This window comes from Sodalis endosymbiont of Henestaris halophilus (genome assembly GCF_900161835.1).
Taxonomy (GTDB): Bacteria; Pseudomonadota; Gammaproteobacteria; order Enterobacterales; family Enterobacteriaceae.
Genome location: NZ_LT897836.1, coordinates 1,107,761 through 1,125,586 on the forward strand (window position 1 = coordinate 1,107,761; position 17,826 = coordinate 1,125,586).

5 protein-coding genes and 2 tRNA genes are annotated in these 17,826 nt (G+C 39.3%); 4 read left to right on the plus strand and 3 right to left on the minus strand.

Features of this window, described 5'->3' with window-relative positions:
- The first annotated feature begins 2,514 nt into the window (after positions 1–2,514).
- The 4 genes from alaS (at position 2,515) to HBA_RS02410 (ending at position 5,951) form a co-directional block, all read left to right on the plus strand.
- Positions 2,515–5,142 (plus strand): alanine--tRNA ligase, encoded by a 2,628-nt coding sequence (alaS, locus tag HBA_RS02395; protein ID WP_097032427.1) that lies wholly within the window; start codon positions 2,515–2,517, stop codon positions 5,140–5,142.
- 203 nt (positions 5,143–5,345) lie between these two features.
- Entirely contained in the window at positions 5,346–5,516 is a 171-nt protein-coding gene (csrA, locus tag HBA_RS02400; protein WP_097032428.1) for a carbon storage regulator CsrA, read from the plus strand.
- A gap of 247 nt (positions 5,517–5,763) precedes the next feature.
- Positions 5,764–5,855, plus strand: a tRNA-Ser gene (locus HBA_RS02405).
- 19 nt (positions 5,856–5,874) lie between these two features.
- Positions 5,875–5,951, plus strand: a tRNA-Arg gene (locus HBA_RS02410).
- 1,837 nt (positions 5,952–7,788) lie between these two features.
- Here HBA_RS02410 and lpdA read toward each other — a convergent pair.
- The 3 genes from lpdA to aceE all read right to left on the minus strand — a co-directional run bounded on the left by lpdA (position 7,789) and on the right by aceE (position 13,369).
- The gene (gene lpdA / locus HBA_RS02415) at positions 7,789–9,222 is read right to left on the minus strand and encodes a dihydrolipoyl dehydrogenase (RefSeq protein WP_097032624.1); all 1,434 of its coding nucleotides are present in this window, start codon (positions 9,220–9,222) and stop codon (positions 7,789–7,791) included.
- A 183-nt stretch (positions 9,223–9,405) separates the two neighbouring features.
- Positions 9,406–10,686, minus strand: coding sequence for a dihydrolipoyllysine-residue acetyltransferase (gene aceF / locus HBA_RS02420; RefSeq protein WP_097032429.1), 1,281 nt, complete (start codon positions 10,684–10,686; stop codon positions 9,406–9,408).
- 16 nt (positions 10,687–10,702) lie between these two features.
- Positions 10,703–13,369, minus strand: a complete 2,667-nt coding sequence (aceE, locus tag HBA_RS02425; RefSeq protein ID WP_097032430.1) for a pyruvate dehydrogenase (acetyl-transferring), homodimeric type — start codon at positions 13,367–13,369, stop codon at positions 10,703–10,705.
- Positions 13,370–17,826: the final 4,457 nt, after the last annotated feature.

Below are 17,826 nucleotides of genomic sequence, written 5' to 3' on the forward strand. Positions count from 1 at the left end.
AGATTCACATCAAAATCCGCGTTATTTATCGCTTTCGTTGTTAAACGAATAAAATCATAAATTTTTATTAGTATAAAAAGTTATAAAGTTAAGAAAATTTTAATTTCATTATCTGCAACCTACATCCACGTTGTGGTAAATGTAAAGTTACTTAATCACAATACTAAAGTTATTTGGCATGATTATTTCTGAATAGATCGTAACGCAAGATAAGCCTCATAGAATATAGTTGGAATGCAGTGCTTATAAGCATAAATTGATAGCTACTACACACTAAGTTGTGTATATACGAGCTTATGAAGCTATATAAGTTAAAGATAAAATTATAACACGCGACAGATAATCATACTCGCTTAGCACTTACCTGAGTTCATATTTATCACCTAAAGCAACCAGTTACAACTGACTTGTTTGACTTTCCGCTTTGGTCTATAGAACAACATAAAATGTTGAGTATTTTCTGTGATGCAAAAATGATCTGCGAAGCAATGCTCATCTTCACTACCTACTAAGCGATGGTAATATAAGTTATGGGCAATCCCGTCAGCAGTACGTTTAAAAAAACCGGAAGACACGCGTTATGGCTCGGTTTTGCTACCTCAGATGACGAGTTATTTTCTGGTTTATGCATTTTGAGAGAAACAGAGGCACATAGCGTTATTAGGTAGTACTTTCTCTTTCACAACATTTCTTGCGCACTTTTATGTAATACGCCTGATTCTGTATATTTATACAGTATACTTAATCTAGCTAGTTACATATCGTTAGTAAAAGATAATAACATCACCCCACGATTGAGAGGAATGTCATTGACTTTTAATAAAAAACAAAATCATTAGCAACAGCGCTGAGCCAAAGTGAAAATCGGCAAATATTTTATCTTACGTTTAGGTAAAGATCAAACTATGAGTATCGAAAAAATATCCATAAGTTATTTTCTCTAAATATCGCAATGACTGCAGCTGAGATGCAGATAGTACTGTATCATTGCAGGTTTATGGTCGGGAATTATCTAGTAAAGGTACTTTAGCTCAACAGAGCATCTCAGTAGAAACATGCGCAGGACAAAAAATCTGCGTTTTTATCGATACTGAATGCAATTTCATGCTTTTACGTTGAAAATTTCAGCGTAGACATCAATAATCATTTGCATTTCTAAATAAACAACGGCCAAAACATTTGAAAACCTGGGATGCTTTGACTTTATCAAGGGTGATAAAAGTTATCATAGTTGATTATATTAGCGATACGGATGTCGAAGCAGAAATTGAAGGTAATATCAGCGATTCGTATATAAATCTGTCTGAATAGCTAATGATGAACTGGACGATGCTAAAACCACAGGGAAATTTGGTAAATACGAATACGTTAATTATAGATCTTCATAACGATTGTTGTCATATTCGATAATCCGCAAAACACTACAGAGGCATTACTGATGCGTAATTTTACGCATCGTTTTCTATAATACCGGCTGTAATAAACTAGTTAGAGCTGGCATTTAATGATGCGTAATAAAACTTGGGTCACATTGTAGAATAAAATTACGACACCGTTCAAATAAGCCAAAATTTAGATTGTTTACTGTGAAAATTATCAATAAGTTACAGTGCACTTGTCGATCTGAGAGTCAAGCAAAATTGCTACTAAAAGATAAAACGGGTGCTTAATAGCCTACTGTGATAAAATTTAGCAAAACAAGAAAAATCCCTGCTTTTTCGTGGAATTCTACTATAATCGTTAGTAGTAATAAAAAATACGCACGCATATTGCGCTACAAAACCGATGGTAACAATCTTAATAGAAATGTAATAATCAATAATGAAGTTGCTAGTGAAAGTAGAGATTTAATAGATTGGCTATGAGGCACGATCCCAACTACGTAGCGTTAGGTTGCTGACGCAGTCGGTCTGCATACCCTAACTATACTTTGGAGGCTGTTTTTATTCCACGATAAAAGTTCAACGGAGCTGCTGCATTAATCTAAGCTGGGGGCTGTTGATAGCAAGAGCTATTACTTGCGTGAGCAATACACGCTTATACGCAATACCAACTTGCATTGCGCGCCAAAACAAGATAAAATAAACAATTTGCTTACCTATTATGGCCTATAATAGGTTTTACGATCAGCGTGTGGCTTGTTGCTATATGAATCTTTTGAGTAAATCATACTATGATCTACAAATTATTCGTATGAAACTGATGCAAAAATTATCACCAAAATGACTTTAATAGGACCTTCGTCATATTAGTAAAAAATTAAGTAACCGCTATCTGTTAATATGCATACCAAAATCAAAGTACAGCATTATTTTCTATTACTTGGCTTTTGCTATAAAGTATAATTTATTTATACAATAAATTTGTAAATATATAGTATGGGTGATTGTGCTTTACACTAAAGAAAATTAATCTTCTTCATAATTTTTATGAAGTTAAATACTACTATAGTGCCTTATTATTTTGCGCTATTTTATTTACGACTTAATCTTTATGCATTATTTCGGACCAACCATGAGCAACAGCACTGCTGAAATCCGTCAAGCGTTTCTCGATTTTTTCCATAGCAAAGGACATCAGGTGGTGGAAAGTAGCTCATTGGTGCCTGATAACGATTCAACATTGCTGTTTACTAATGCCGGTATGAATCAGTTCAAGGATGTTTTCCTAGGATTAGATAGCCGTTCTTATCGTCGTGCTACCACATCGCAGCGATGTGTACGCGCTGGCGGCAAGCATAATGATTTGGAGAAAGTAGGTTATACTGCGCGTCATCACACCTTTTTTGAGATGCTGGGGAATTTTAGTTTTGGTGACTATTGCAAATATGATGCTATTGGCTTTGCTTGGGAATGTTTGACAAGTAAACAATGGTTCAACCTGCCAAAAGAAAATCTGTGGGTGACGGTCTACGCTACCGATGATGAAACCTATAACATTTGGACTAAAGAGATAGGGGTATCAACCGAGCGCATCATATATATTGGCGATAATAAAGGTAGGGCCTATGCCTCAGATAATTTCTGGCAAATGGGCGATACAGGTCCTTGCGGACCTTGCTCGGAAATTTTTTACGATCAAGGTGAACATATTTTGGGTAGTCCTCCGGGCATCTCGGAAAACGATGGTGATCGTTACATCGAGATCTGGAACTTGGTTTTTATGCAATTCAATCGTCAATCTGATGGAACTATGTTACCGTTGCCAAAAATCTCAGTGGATACTGGCATGGGGTTGGAACGTATTGCATCGGTATTGCAACATGTCAACTCGAACTATGATATAGACTTGTTTAAACAACTGATCGACGCTACGGCTCAGGTAACCAGCGCCAGAAATCCTGACAGCAAGTATTTGCAAGTTATTGCCGATCATATTCGCTCTTGCTCTTTCTTGGTCAGCGACGGGGTCATGCCGTCCAATGAGGGCAGAGGTTATGTTCTACGCCGCATCATCCGCCGCGCTATTCGTCACGGCAAAATGTTGGGTGTCGACGCCCCCTTTTTCTATAAGTTGGTTGCACCACTCATCGCGGTTATGGGTAGCGTTGCTAGACAATTAAACCAGCAACAACATATGGTAGAACAAGTACTACGTGCCGAAGAGGATCAGTTCGCTAACACGCTGGAGCGCGGCCTATCTTTACTAGAAGAAGAATTGTATAAAATGACTGGTGATACCCTCGACGGTAAAACCGCTTTTCGCCTGTACGATACTTACGGTTTTCCACTGGATTTAACCGTTGATGTTTGCCGGGAACGCAACATACGCATCGATCAAGTAGGTTTTGAACACGCCATGACTGCACAGCGCAAACGTGCTCGCGCATTGAGCGGTTTTGGTTCTGATTACAACAATTTGTTGTTAATAGCTGAAACAACCCGTTTCTTAGGCTATGAACAGCTTGAGCATCATGGGCAAGTGACCGCAATATGCCGTTATGGCCAACCTGTTGATGTTATTTATAAAGATAACGAAGCAATGGTGGTAATTGACGCAACACCGTTTTATGGCGAATCAGGAGGACAAGTAGGCGATATAGGCGTATTAAAATCATCTTCTGGGTTATTCGAGGTGACTCATACACAGAAATACGGTAAGATGCTAGGCCACCTTGGCACACTCAGATATGGTGAACTGAAACTGGGCACACAAGTTGCGGCAAAGGTGGATAAAATACACCGCATGCGCGTTAGCCTCAATCATTCGGCCACCCATTTGCTACATGCGGCCTTACGTCAGGTGCTTGGTGAACATGTTAGACAAAAGGGATCGTTAGTCAATAACAAAGTCCTGCGTTTTGATTTCTCCTATAAAGACCCGATGAGACCTGAACAGGTTCGCTTGGTAGAAGATATTGTCAATAAGCAGATCCGCCGCAACCTTCCCATTCATACAGATATTATGGCGCTAGAGGACGCCCGTAATAAAGGAGCCATGGCGTTGTTCGATGCAAAATACGAGACTCAGGTCAGGGTGTTAAGAATGGGTGATTTCTCCATTGAACTGTGCGGTGGAACTCATGCTAGTCGTACAGGTGATATCGGCTTGTTTTGTATCACTTCTGAATCCGGTACTGCCTCTGGTATCCGTCGTATTCAAGCAGTTACCGGCGAAGAGGCGCTGGCTTTGCTTCATCGACAAAGAGATCAAATGCATCAAGTTGCTAAGTTGGTGAAGGGCAACAATCAAACAGTAGTAGATAAAGTGCGTGCGCTGCAAGCGCATTCTCGTCAATTGGAGAAAAGTCTTCAGCAATTAAAAAGCCAACAGGCTGCGCAGGAAATTGCAACACTAGGTCGCAATGTGCGCTACATTAGCGGTGTCAAAGTGCTGGTATGTCATCTGAAAAATGCAGATCCTAAGATGCTGTCTATTATGGTAAAAGATTTGAAAAACCAATTGGGATCGGCAGTTATCGTGCTTGCCACGGAAGTGCGAGGTAAAGTTAGCCTAATTGCCGGGGTAACCAAAGATTTGACTAATCGGGTCAAAGCAAGTGACATTGTTGATCACCTATCGCAACAGGTTGGAGGGAAAGGAGGCGGACACCCCGATCTGGCCTCGGCGGGAGGCGGTGATACTGCGTCCTTGCCGATCGCATTGAAAAGTGTAGATACACTGCTAGCCGCAAGGCTCTAGGTGGGATAAGAATTTATTGTAACGAACAACATAACTTTATGGCATCCGGCCATATCGCGAACTAATCTCATACCGGATATGAAAAGCTCTTGTGCGGCTATCAGGTAGTTACATGCATACTGCATTACATCTTTTGCGGTATATGATAGAAAACAATAGGAAACTAAAAGATCTGACTATTTTAATCTTTCAAGGAGCAAAGCATGCTTATTCTGACTCGTCGAATTGGTGAAACCCTCATGATTGGCGATGAGGTTACGGTTACTGTTTTAGACGTTAAAGGCAACCAAGTTCGTATTGGTGTTAATGCTCCTAAAGAAATTTCTGTGCACCGCGAAGAAATATACCAACGTATCCAAGCTGAAAAATTGTAACAGACTCTTTATTAATCTACTTTTAGCGCCTTATTTTTACGAGGCGCTGCTCCGCGTAATAGCTTCTTTACTAGACATTAAAGAATAGTTATTCTAACGATATGTATCTCTGTTAATAAAAAATAAGTTGCGTGGGCATTGTAATATCTCTTTTCTCTATATCGGCAAAAAAGTTTGACTTATCAAGTCTAGAAAGTAATAATACGCAAGTTACGCAGTTGCAGATAGTCCACAGTACCGTTGTGTAGGTGAAGTGGCCGAGAGGTTGAAGGCGCTCCCCTGCTAAGGGAGTATATGGTAAAAACTGTATCGAGGGTTCGAATCCCTCCTTCATCGCCATTTACTGTACATCTACATTGCATCCGTAGCTCAGTTGGATAGAGTACTCGGCTACGAACCGAGCGGTCGGGGGTTCGAATCCTCCCGGATGCACCACTTTATTTTCTGTATTAGTTTTTGTTTATTGTTTTTTTAAAAAATCTCAGGTTATATTCAACTGTTGCACAGTTGTTACTAATTTATGTTAGGTTTTTATAATTATTGTTAATATATCGATATCGTCTTTACTTTTCTTCTTTTACTATTGTAAAGTCAGTTTTTTTTTAAAAAATTGCTGTTAAGGCACCAAAACGACATGGTCAGTCACATCTCACTTTTATAATGTTTACAAGTATTGTTACCGCCCATTTTTAAATTTTTATAAGAGCAGTTAAAGCTAATTAACTTAACCTTAAACCTTCTTGATACTGATTAAGTAAGTCATTATGCGCCACCTGCTTATATCATCGCGGTAGGAGTAGCAAATTTTACTGCAATATAATAAGAAAATCCCATTCCTAGTACTAATTCTGCATTTAGGTTACCGCATCATCTATCTGTTTTTATAGTAGTTACCTAGATAACCTTTGCGTGTGTTATTTAACAATATAGTATAAGCTTGCTTGAGTGACTGTAAAAAACACGCACTATAAAGCTACCCATAAAGTTCCCAGCTTGTCTGAAGTAAATTTAACGATTTTGGACTCTAAGTCTAAAAATAAGTATCCCCCTCAATCATATCAGTTTATGGGAGAATAAATTATTTAATACCAATAGGTAAGACTAGCATTTCTCTATTTAGTATTAGCAATATTTGGTTACAATAAATACCATAATAAGCTCTATTAATATTGCTGCGGCGGTCGAGAAATCAGGTATTTTAAGGTATTCATAGCCTGCTTGTTTATATTCATGATTTAGCATTAGTAAAACCTTACTATAATCAGTGTTTGTATAAAATAGCTGTACTAATTCAGTGTGGTGACACCGTTATTTTTTACAAGCTTTTTGACCAACTCATGCATATTTTAATAAAGCATGATAGATTATGATTCATTTGAGATAAAATGATAAATCTGACGCAGCAATTAAATTAGTGATTATACACTAAGTTTATTAATTACCTATAACTTCTGAATTAGTAAAACATCAAAAGCGCTGTAGTTTTTTTTAGGGTTTTATTTTTCATTTCAATGCTGCATTTTCTTTTTTTACATATAATCTTAAATTTGATTTATTTGTGGATCGATGACAACCTTGAGAAGGTTTGTCTATCTACCGTTTCTAGATAGAGGTTTCTTACCGAGGACTGATCAGCTAATAGCTGATCTTTATTCTGGTTGAAGATCAATTTGTCCGTTTAAGGATGCTATATGTTGGCTGTAATTTTTTATTTGTTGAATAATCAAAAGTCAGGTTAGCATAAGACTTTAACTACATGAGTAGTATAATCTCTCTCCTGAGACTAGCCTCTTACAGTAATTGCTTACCTGTTTATCTTGTTAACTCTATAGAACAACTATGGTTTTAGGAACCTAGCTGGATATTATAAACTATATAATGGCGATGGAATAAAAAAGAATGAGATTCTTATCGCTAGCACGGAGATTAGTAATCTGCGTCATGGCAGAGAGCATTCAAGCCACACTAACATTTATTGTGTTCACCCTGTCATCTTGACAAGTATTATTTTAGCGCAAGCACATACTTATAGGCATCGTAAGTTCACCGATGATTGCAGTTTATCTTATTTCATGTGAATAAGATGGAGATCTTATTATTAGATTTTCCTTGCATATATTGTGCAAGCACATCCATAAAATACATAAAAAGATAAAGATCATTAAAATCCTTTAAACCTGGATCTTTAGATCAAAAAATAAATGTTACATTAGTAATGAAGTAAAATTTTTATTTTAACATATTTACTGCATTGTTATTTAATTCTAATACACTAGAAATTACTTTTTTTCTTTGCTTTAGCGTTAGGTAGGTCGGTAATGGTACCTTCGTAAATTTCGGCTGCTAAACCTACCGATTCATAGAGCGTAGGGTGCGCATGAATTGTCAGTGCAATATCTGCCGCCTCGCAGCCCATTTCAATTGCTAGCCCAATTTCGCCTAGTAGTTCACCACCATTTACGCCGACTACCGCGCCACCGATCACCCGGTGGTTTTTTTTATCAAAAATAAGTTTAGTAATGCCATGCTGACAGTCGGAAGCAATAGCTCGGCCAGATGCCGTCCATGGAAAAGTGGCGACTTCATAGTTAATACCTTCTTCTTTTGCTTTTTTTTCCGTCAAACCAACCCAAGCTATTTCAGGTTCAGTATACGCGATAGATGGAATAACTTTTGGATCGAAATGGTGTTTCTTACCGGTGATAACTTCTGCTGCTATGTGGCCCTCATGAATGCTTTTATGCGCGAGCATTGGCTCGCCGACTATATCGCCGATGGCGTAAATGTGAGGCACATTAGTGCGCATTTGTGTGTCGACACGAATAAAACCGTGATTGTCTACTTTTACTCCGGCCTGGCAGGCATCTAGTAGTTTACCGTTTGGCGCGCGACCAATGGCAACCAGAATTGCGTCATAACGCTGAGATTTTATCGTCTTTTCTTTTCCTTCCATGCTAACATATACGCCGTCTTCTTTGGCTTCCACCGCGGTAACTTTAGTTTCTAGAATTAGGTTAAAATGGGAACTAATGTGTTTAGTAAAGACTTTTACCACATCCTTATCAACTACCGGGATAACCTGATCAAACATTTCTACTACGTCGATTGTCGATCCGAGACGATGATATACGGTGGCCATTTCGAGACCAATAATCCCTCCACCCATCACTAGCAGGTGCTGCGGCACTGAGGTCAAGGCAAGCGCATCTGTGGAATCCCATACTCGATAGTCTTTATGGGGGATAAACGGTAATTGGATTGGAGAAGATCCTGCAGCAATGATGGCATTGTCAAAGTTGACTATTGTAGTGCTGTTTTTTCCTTCTACTCGCATAGTATTGGCACCAGTAAATTTACCGTAACCGTGTACTACCTGCACCTTACGCGCTTTAGCCATATCGCTCAAACCGCTGGTTAACTGCTTGACAACTTTTTCTTTCCAGGCGCGTACGTTATTGATATCAATTTGTGGTGCACTAAAGACAATGCCTGTTTTGCTGAGCGCTGTAGCTTCTTTAATGACTTTAACTACGTGCAACAAAGCCTTGGAGGGGATACATCCTACGTTTAAACAAACGCCACCTAAGTTTGAATAACGTTCTACCAGCACGGTCTTTAACCCTAAATCAGCACAATGAAATGCTGCGGAATAACCGCCCGGACCAGCCCCAAGTACTACTACCTGAGTGTTTATTTCAGTACTCATCATGACCTCTTCATTATTTGTCCACTGGACATATCCACCGCGCATAGTTTGCAGAAATGTAAAATAAACCACAAAATATATGACGATAGCGTACGTTTAGTAGGTGACTTCGACGGCAATTTGGTGCCGTCTAAGTCACTGCAAAAAAAACAAGCATGCCAGCAGATAGAGCATACTTGGGTCTTACATTACTAAGCATCGGATATCAGATGTTATCTGATTGATACAGCTGATAAAGCGTGCACCATCGCCGCCGTCAATGACCCGATGATCATAAGATAATGATAACGGCAACATCAGCCGTGGCTCGAACTCTTTACCCCTCCAAATCTGTTTCATTGATGATCTGGATATACCGAGTATTGCTACTTCCGGGGCATTGATAATAGGAGTGAACGCCGTACCACCGATGCCACCCAAACTAGAAATGGTAAAACAGCCGCCCTGCGTATACGACAACGGAAGATTGCCGGCACGTGCCTTTTTTGAGATCTCTGTCAGCTCGCGCGATAGTTCCACGATGCCTTTTTTATTCACATCACGAAAAACTGGCACCACCAGACCATTCGGAGTTTCTACTGCTACTCCAATATTAATGTATTGTTTTAGAATTAGCTTCTGGACATTGTCGGACAGCGAGCTGTTAAAACGCGGTAACTCCTCCAACGCCTTGCCGACTGCCTTCATAATGAACACCAATAAAGTGATTTTTACATCTAGCTGTTTCTTTTTGAATTCGGCATTCTGCTGTGTTCGGAAGACTTCCAATTCGGTTATATCAGCTTCGTCGAACTGGGTTACATGGGGGATCAACACCCAGTTGCGATGCAAGTTAGCGCCAGATATTTTTTGTATTCGGCTTAAATCCACCTCTTTAGTATCACCGAATTCGCTGAAGTTTACCTTCGGCCACGACAGCAAGATCGGTAACGTACGAGTATCGGCATCTTCGGTACGTTTGACCATATTTTTGACGTACTCCTGAATATCTTCGCGTAAAATGCGTCCTTTGCGCCCAGTACCTTTTACTTTTGACAAGTTGACGCCAAGTTTTCGCGCTAGTCGTCGAATAACTGGGGTAGCATGCACGTAAGCGTCATTATCAGCTAATTCGCCTTTACTTTGGGCTGGCAACAAGGCGGGAGAAGTAACTATTTTGTTAACATTGGTTGCTAACGCAGGGGAAGTTTTTGCCCCGATGTCTTTGCCAGTTGCAACATCAGGCTGATGATCTTCTACTTCTAACACCATAATAAACGATCCGGTGCTGACCTTGTCACCAACATTAATTTTGATCTCTTTGACAGTACCTGCAAAAGGAGCCGGCACGTCTATTGACGCTTTGTCGCCTTCTAGGGTAATCAGCGACTGCTCAGTTTTAACTTTATTGCCTACGCTGACTAGAACTTCTGTGACTTCAACTTCATCTGCACCGATATCTGGTACGTTGATTTCAATAGCCATGATTTACTATACCTCTTTAGGCCAGGCGCGGGTTAACTTTGTCAGCATTTATGTTGAATTTTTTAATAGCCTGCGCCACCAAATCTACGCTGATATCACCAAGTTTGGCTAATTCACTTAGCGCTGCAACTACTACATAGCTAGCGTCTACTTCAAAGTGATAACGCAAGTTTTCACGGCTATCGGAACGGCCGAAACCGTCTGTGCCCAAAACGCGGAATTGACTTGCAGGAATAAAATTGCGGATCTGTTCAGCGAACAGTTTCATATAGTCAGTGGACGCTACGGCCGGCGCATCGTTCAGTACTGTAGCTACATACGGCACACGCGGCGTTTCGGTCGGATGTAGCATATTCCAGCGCTCGCAATCTTGCCCATCGCGCGCTAGTTCGGTGAACGAAGTCACGCTGTAAACATCGGAACCTACTTCATATTCTCCTAACAGTATTTTCGCCGCTTCGCGCACGTGGCGTAAAATAGCGCCTGAACCCATCAACTGCACTTTGCCTTTTTTTCCTTCTATTGTTTCTAGCTTATAGATTCCTTTGCGAATACCTTCTTCGGCTCCCTTTGGCATAGCCGGCATGGCGTAGTTTTCGTTCAACGTGGTCAGATAGCAGTAGATATTTTCTGGCTTATCACCGTACATTCGGATCAAACAATCATGCATGATAACTGCGACTTCATAGGCATAGGCCGGATCGTAAGAAATGCAATTCGGTATAGTTAGCGAATGAATATGGCTATGACCATCTGCATGCTGCAACCCTTCACCGTTAAGAGTAGTCCGCCCAGAGGTTCCACCGATTAGGAAACCACGTGCTTGCTGATCGCCAGCCGCCCAGCACAAATCGCCGATACGCTGAAACCCAAACATAGAGTAAAAAATGTAAAAAGGGATCATCGGGAAATTATTAGTGCTATAAGAGGTGGCAGCCGCTAGCCAAGAGGAGGCTGCTCCCAGCTCATTGATTCCTTCCTGCAGGATCTGCCCCTTTTTGTCTTCTCGGTAATAAGATAACTGTTCGCGGTCCTGTGGAGTATACTGCTGGCCGTGAGGGCTATAAATGCCTATTTGGCGGAACAGTCCTTCCATACCAAAGGTACGAGCTTCGTCGGCGACAATCGGAACCAATCGATCCTTGATCGATGTATTCTTCAGCATTACGTTTAGCACACGTACAAAAGCGATAGTAGTAGATATTTCTTTCTTTTGCTCTCCTAAGAGGGGGGCAAAATCCTCAAGCGTAGGTAGCTCTAGCGGATTGGTAAAGCCATTCAAACGGCTCGGCAGATACCCATGCAATGCTTTGCGACGCTCGTGCAAATACGTATGCTCTTCGGATCCTTCATCAAAGGTGATATAGGGCAGTAATTGTATTTTATCGTCGGTAATAATGCTTAGGTTGAAACGATCGCGGAAGTAACGTATCCCTTCAATGTTAATTTTTTTTACCTGATGTGCAATATTCATACCTTCCGCGGTCAAACCCATGCCATAGCCCTTAATCGTGTGGGTAAGAATTACCACTGGTTTGCCGATAGTATTCTTTGCTTTTTGTAGAGCAGCATAGATTTTCTTTGGATCGTGGCCGCCTCGATTTAGCGACCATATCTCATCGTCGCTCATATCTTTTACCAAATCAGCGGTTTCCGGATATTTCCCGAAGAAGTGTTTGCGCACGTAGGCGCCATTTTTCGATTTTAAGGTCTGGTAGTCACCATCGACAGTTTCGTTCATTAATTGAACCAATTTGCCAGAAGTTTCTTTGCGTAAGAGCTCGTCCCAGCGGCTACCCCAGACTACTTTAATCACTTCCCATCCGGCACCGCTAAACACGCCTTCTAGTTCGCTGATGATCTTACCGTTACCGGTTACCGGACCATCCAAACGTTGTAGGTTACAGTTTATGATAAACACCAAATTATCCAGTTTCTCGCGCGCCGCTATAGTTATAGCACCCTTAGATTCTGGCTCGTCCATTTCGCCGTCGCCCAAAAAAGCGTACACAGTTTGATTGCTAGTGTCTTTTAACGTGCGATCATTCAGATATTTAAGAAATTTTGCCTGATAAATCGCGTTAATAGGTCCGAGACCCATCGATACTGTTGGGAACTGCCAGAATTCCGGCATCAGTTTAGGATGTGGATAAGACGAGAGGCCTTTGCAGTCCACTTCTTGGCGAAAATTATTCATCTGATCTTCGCTGAGGCGTCCTTCAAGGAAGGCTCTGGCATATATACCAGGGGATATGTGGCCCTGGAAATAGACCATGTCACCACCATCTTTATCATTGCGCGCTCTAAAAAAGTGATTAAAGCATACTTCATAAATTGTGGCGGAAGATTGAAATGACGCCATGTGACCGCCCAATTCTAAATTTTTCTTAGATGCATGCAGCACAGTTATGACAGCGTTCCAACGAATAGCGGAACGGATACGGCGTTCTAATTCCAAGTTACCCGGATACTTTGGTTCCTCCTCGACTGGAATTGTATTGATGTAATTACGCTCCACAGCATTTTGTGCTATGCCTAACCCGTTTTTGCGCACTTCATTTAACACCTGTTCAATCAGGAATTGCGCGCGCTCAATACCTTCTTCACGGATAACCGATTCGATCGCTTGCAGCCATTCGCGTGTTTCGATCGGATCCACGTCATTGTATAAACATTCTGACATGGGATATTCCTTATCTATCTTTCTTTAAAATTAGTTTAGTTGACGCATATTCTTCCTAATACTCTAACAATCAGATCATAGGAAGGCAAACCACATAGCTCTGTTGCCGCGTGGACACCCCCTAATTTTTATTCCTAAAGTACTTTTCTAAAGCGTTGCTTAAGAATATCGAAGCAATTGTTAGCACTAGCTATTTTCTGGCGCTAGTAAAGAAACTCAAGAAAATATTGACGAATATTTGTTTTTCAGTATTAGCCTCATGCAGTAAGTCAGATGCAACACAAAATGCATCATGGGTAGAATCGGTGACATTAATTTAATAATTCATGATGGCATGGGCGAATACCGCGTCTAGATTGTAGTTGTATTGCGCGCTATAATTGTCTTATAGCATTACGGAAATAATCGAAATCTTACTCGTTACCGCGCCGCGGCTACACAAAATAAGTGCTAAATGTTTTCAAGGGCATGGCGGGAATGATAACAGGTAATATTTAAATTCAGAATGTTTAATAAATAGTGCTAGCAGCGAATAACTCAAGCTTTACTATAAATTACGTTAAACAAATGCCAACTTCCTCTCCTTTTTTCGTATCAGCAAGCTTTGGATCTTGCAAGCTAGGATAGTTTTTCCGCAGCGATAAAAGCAAAATATGTTAATTTGGTTAGTAAGTTCACACACGAGAAGAGATCTTCATTAGGCGCTGCCGGCATCTTACAGAATTAAATATTCCAAATTTTGTTCATTATATTACATGCACCTAATATTGACGGATCTTACTATAAATCATTTTATTTTCTCGGCAAATGTTAACGGAGTCAATTGGTAATACTAATTACATTTAAACTATGTTAAAAATAACAAATTATTCATGTTTTGTCTATTGTAGCTTTGATCTAAATCATCAGTTTAGGTTTTTCTCTTACAAAAGCTTTACACTTGTTCCGTGCCAGGTTGAAACAATTACTATTTATTTCTTATAACTGGGAGTAACTTAACGCAAATATTAGTAATTTAATCCTCATACGACCTGGTCGACCTCGGTTATTTTCATGCCACCTTTTTTTTGTTATCAAGCACAGGTTGCAGACAAACTATTTTACACTAGAGCATTATTAATTATATATAATGCTTGTCGTTATTATTTATCCTGCGTAACAGTCTATGCAGGAAACATCTCATGAAACCGCGTTAATTACAACGTACAATAACTTTAATTGTAGACATAAGCAATGCTAGACGTAATCCAGCGTTCTTATACCATAATAACAAAATACTCTATAATGTAAATTCAACAGTACGCTGCTAGCCGATAAAAATGGAATAAAATCGCCATATACATTTTATTGTTTTGAGGCAAACAAGTATAATAACTCTCTGTTTTTAAAAACTGCACAACCTATACAAATATCTAACATAATCTGGCATCAGAGTATAGCAAGATAGTAATATAATAGCCGGTTACCGGATCGTTTAGTTACTTAATTTATAAGTGCTGACGCAATTTCGCTGCTTTTGACTACGGCTTAAATTATCAAATACTTTATATGTTAATCTAGATTTCACTAACTATGTTTTTACTTACTGATTAATTTTATTAGGTTGGTCAACGTGACCTTTTCCTGGTAAGGACACGTTGTCTTTGACACTACTAACTGCGCATAGTGAAAATTATAGGCTAATATTACCACGTTATGGGGGTTAAAACAATCTTTACAGAATCTGCTATAACAATTACTTTCTCGCCTCCTAAAATGAATTAGTTTATATTGAACGCTGCCGACGGCATTGAGAAATAAAGTTATCGTGTACTATTTATTGATATCAATGAAATGCAGTTGCATTTATCATCAAGGCATCTAGAAAAACTAGTTAATATAATATTCCACCATGAGGTATTAAACAAGTTAGTTACGCATTTATAAGCATTATTACAAATACTAAAGCAATGTCTGGACGGGGATAGCGAGTTGCCATTAATTTTATATTAAACACATACTAATGATGTGTAACATACCTTCTAGGCAATATAGCTTTTGGGTGCTACACTTAGCATACTAAAAGTAGAACGTTCGTTGATGCCAGACCATTTCCTGGGATCCAAACAACATGTATCGCTAATTAGAAAAGTGAAACGGCGATTAATATGCAAAATCGGCATGCGTGTATTTTATTATTATCTGTAGCATAAGTACACAACTATAAGTAGAGGCACTTACCGTCCTTCTAGCAAAAAAATAATGCTAACTTCGACAGAAATTAGTTGCTTTTTATAAGCATGAGGCGTTACCAGCATGATGCGTACCTCTCAGGTACACATCATGAGTAATATTCCTAATAGCTTACCTAAGCTAGGTAACTTCTAGGTCTAGGAAGTGAGGTCTCACTATATTACTAGTATTAATTCTTCTAATTTATTCAGTCGGCTACCAATATGCTCAACAGCTAGAGTTTTGATGACAAAATGTGAGAAAGACAATTGGTATTTATTATGTTACGTTTTCCTCAATTAGGAGTCTTAACAGACTCAAGAGAAGCTGTAATCGTAACTACCACAACGCTATGAACGGTTTTGGTGCGTGTCAGGATGTTGCCCTCAACGGTTTCACTAAATTAACTCCCAGATGATTGAGGAAAACACTATTTAACTCGATTTAAGCCTATCGATATCGGCATTAGTAATTATCCATAATTAAATGCAGCAGATTCCGCTCACTGACGATGATAAACCAGAAAGGATCCCTCACGAACTTTTCTGAATGTGTTTGTTCATAACATGTTCGAAGTTGATAATGTAGATAAATCAACTGCCATATCGGCACTACCGCCTTAATTCAGAATTAAGCCATGTTGCATTATCGCAACACCACCGAAAACAGGTGGTTATGAGCGTTATCGTACGATAAAGAGTTCTATAGCAAGCTATAGTTGTATGGGGTCTTTTATTTGGTACTGATAAAATCATCAACTCTCGTTATTATCAAAGGCTGCTGTTATAGGAATTTTAAAAAGAGGATTAAAGTGATAGAAGGTGTTTTGTTCAAGCATTTTACTCTATTATCTATTGTTTTTGTTAATGTTATATTTTAGCAAAGTGTCATGATGACATCGTTCTAGAGTGCTGTTCATAGCAAATACTGCCCGCTTGATTAAATAGTTTCTATTTAGCATAGAGTTATAACTTGATAACCCTGTTACTGCAAAATATATGCTACCAGAAAATATGTATGCGTTAAACGTTACAACGGGTGCCAACCGCAATCCGCTAGTAAGAAACAAGCAGCCGTTACCAGGAAAGTATAACAACTTTTCCGGCTCGAAGAAATAAATGAAATGGTGGTAGCACCTGACGAGCACAACAGTTGGGGGGGGGGAACACGGCTGCAAGCCCTAACTTAACTAGAAGTGAATGAGCTAAAAAGCCACTTGGCATTATCGTAGACGTTTTATGTGAAGCAACAAACGTTTACTATCTACTATCATCAAAATACTAGATTACGCTAATTAGTTGTGTTAGTTTTAGCTGTTATCTATAACACGTTGTATTAGTTATAGAAATCCTTCAATATCTAAAATTTGAAACGACCGAGAAACTGTTTTGAACAGGCTTTACGAATTAGGGGTAAAATAAACAGACATATTTAGCTCTGCCGATACCTTGTAAACTTCCAGTGATCTTATGAGGGATTACTTGTACTATATCCCAAATCCACTAAGTTTATCTTACGATATTTTAATCAGTATAAAGTTCTTACGAAGTCAAGAACAATATATGTTCAAGGAACCGATGCAGACGCTAAACAATGTCGGGTTCGACTTACGTGAACGCAAAAACACGTGCTAACGAGTACTGGAATTAAAATTACATATGGTTCTAAACCAACATTTATCGTCGTAACTAACTGAAAGGATCCGATATTTTGCGAGGCACAAATATAGTTTAATACAAAAATTACACAAGCTAGAACGTAATTATTATGAAACTTGCGAGTATTTTAGGTATCTATGATACCTGACTGGTGCCCTATTCAGAGCGCTGTTTAAGGAAAGCGTTGACGTGCGTCGCATATTTCGTCACGAGACGGTATGTAAACAAGAAACGAACATACTAGTTATATATCGGATATATTTCTGAATATATTTAGTATATTATCATCACCTACGACTAGGTCGGATTTACTTTAACAGATAAAATTAAGACATATATCCTAATGGAAGATTAGGTAGACTGCACGTTAGCGACATTGGTTATAAATTTACAAGTCGCCACTGTGTTATACGCAAAACAACATATGGTATTTATGATAAGAACTTGTATGGCTAATGCTAATTTCAAAAGTACAAAAAGATTAAATGCGGCCAAATTAAAAGCGTGCCGAAGCTCATGCGACTCGGCTAGATGTGTAAAACACGCTCGTAGCATAAGAATTTATTTAGCAGTCTTCCACTCCTGTGG

Coding starts and splice junctions, on each gene's coding strand:
- alaS (WP_097032427.1), top strand. CDS start 2,515: ATGAGCAACAGCACTGCTGAAATCCGTCAAGCGTTTCTCGATTTTTTC.
- csrA (WP_097032428.1), top strand. CDS start 5,346: ATGCTTATTCTGACTCGTCGAATTGGTGAAACCCTCATGATTGGCGAT.
- lpdA (WP_097032624.1), bottom strand. CDS start 9,222: ATGAGTACTGAAATAAACACTCAGGTAGTAGTACTTGGGGCTGGTCCG.
- aceF (WP_097032429.1), bottom strand. CDS start 10,686: ATGGCTATTGAAATCAACGTACCAGATATCGGTGCAGATGAAGTTGAA.
- aceE (WP_097032430.1), bottom strand. CDS start 13,369: ATGTCAGAATGTTTATACAATGACGTGGATCCGATCGAAACACGCGAA.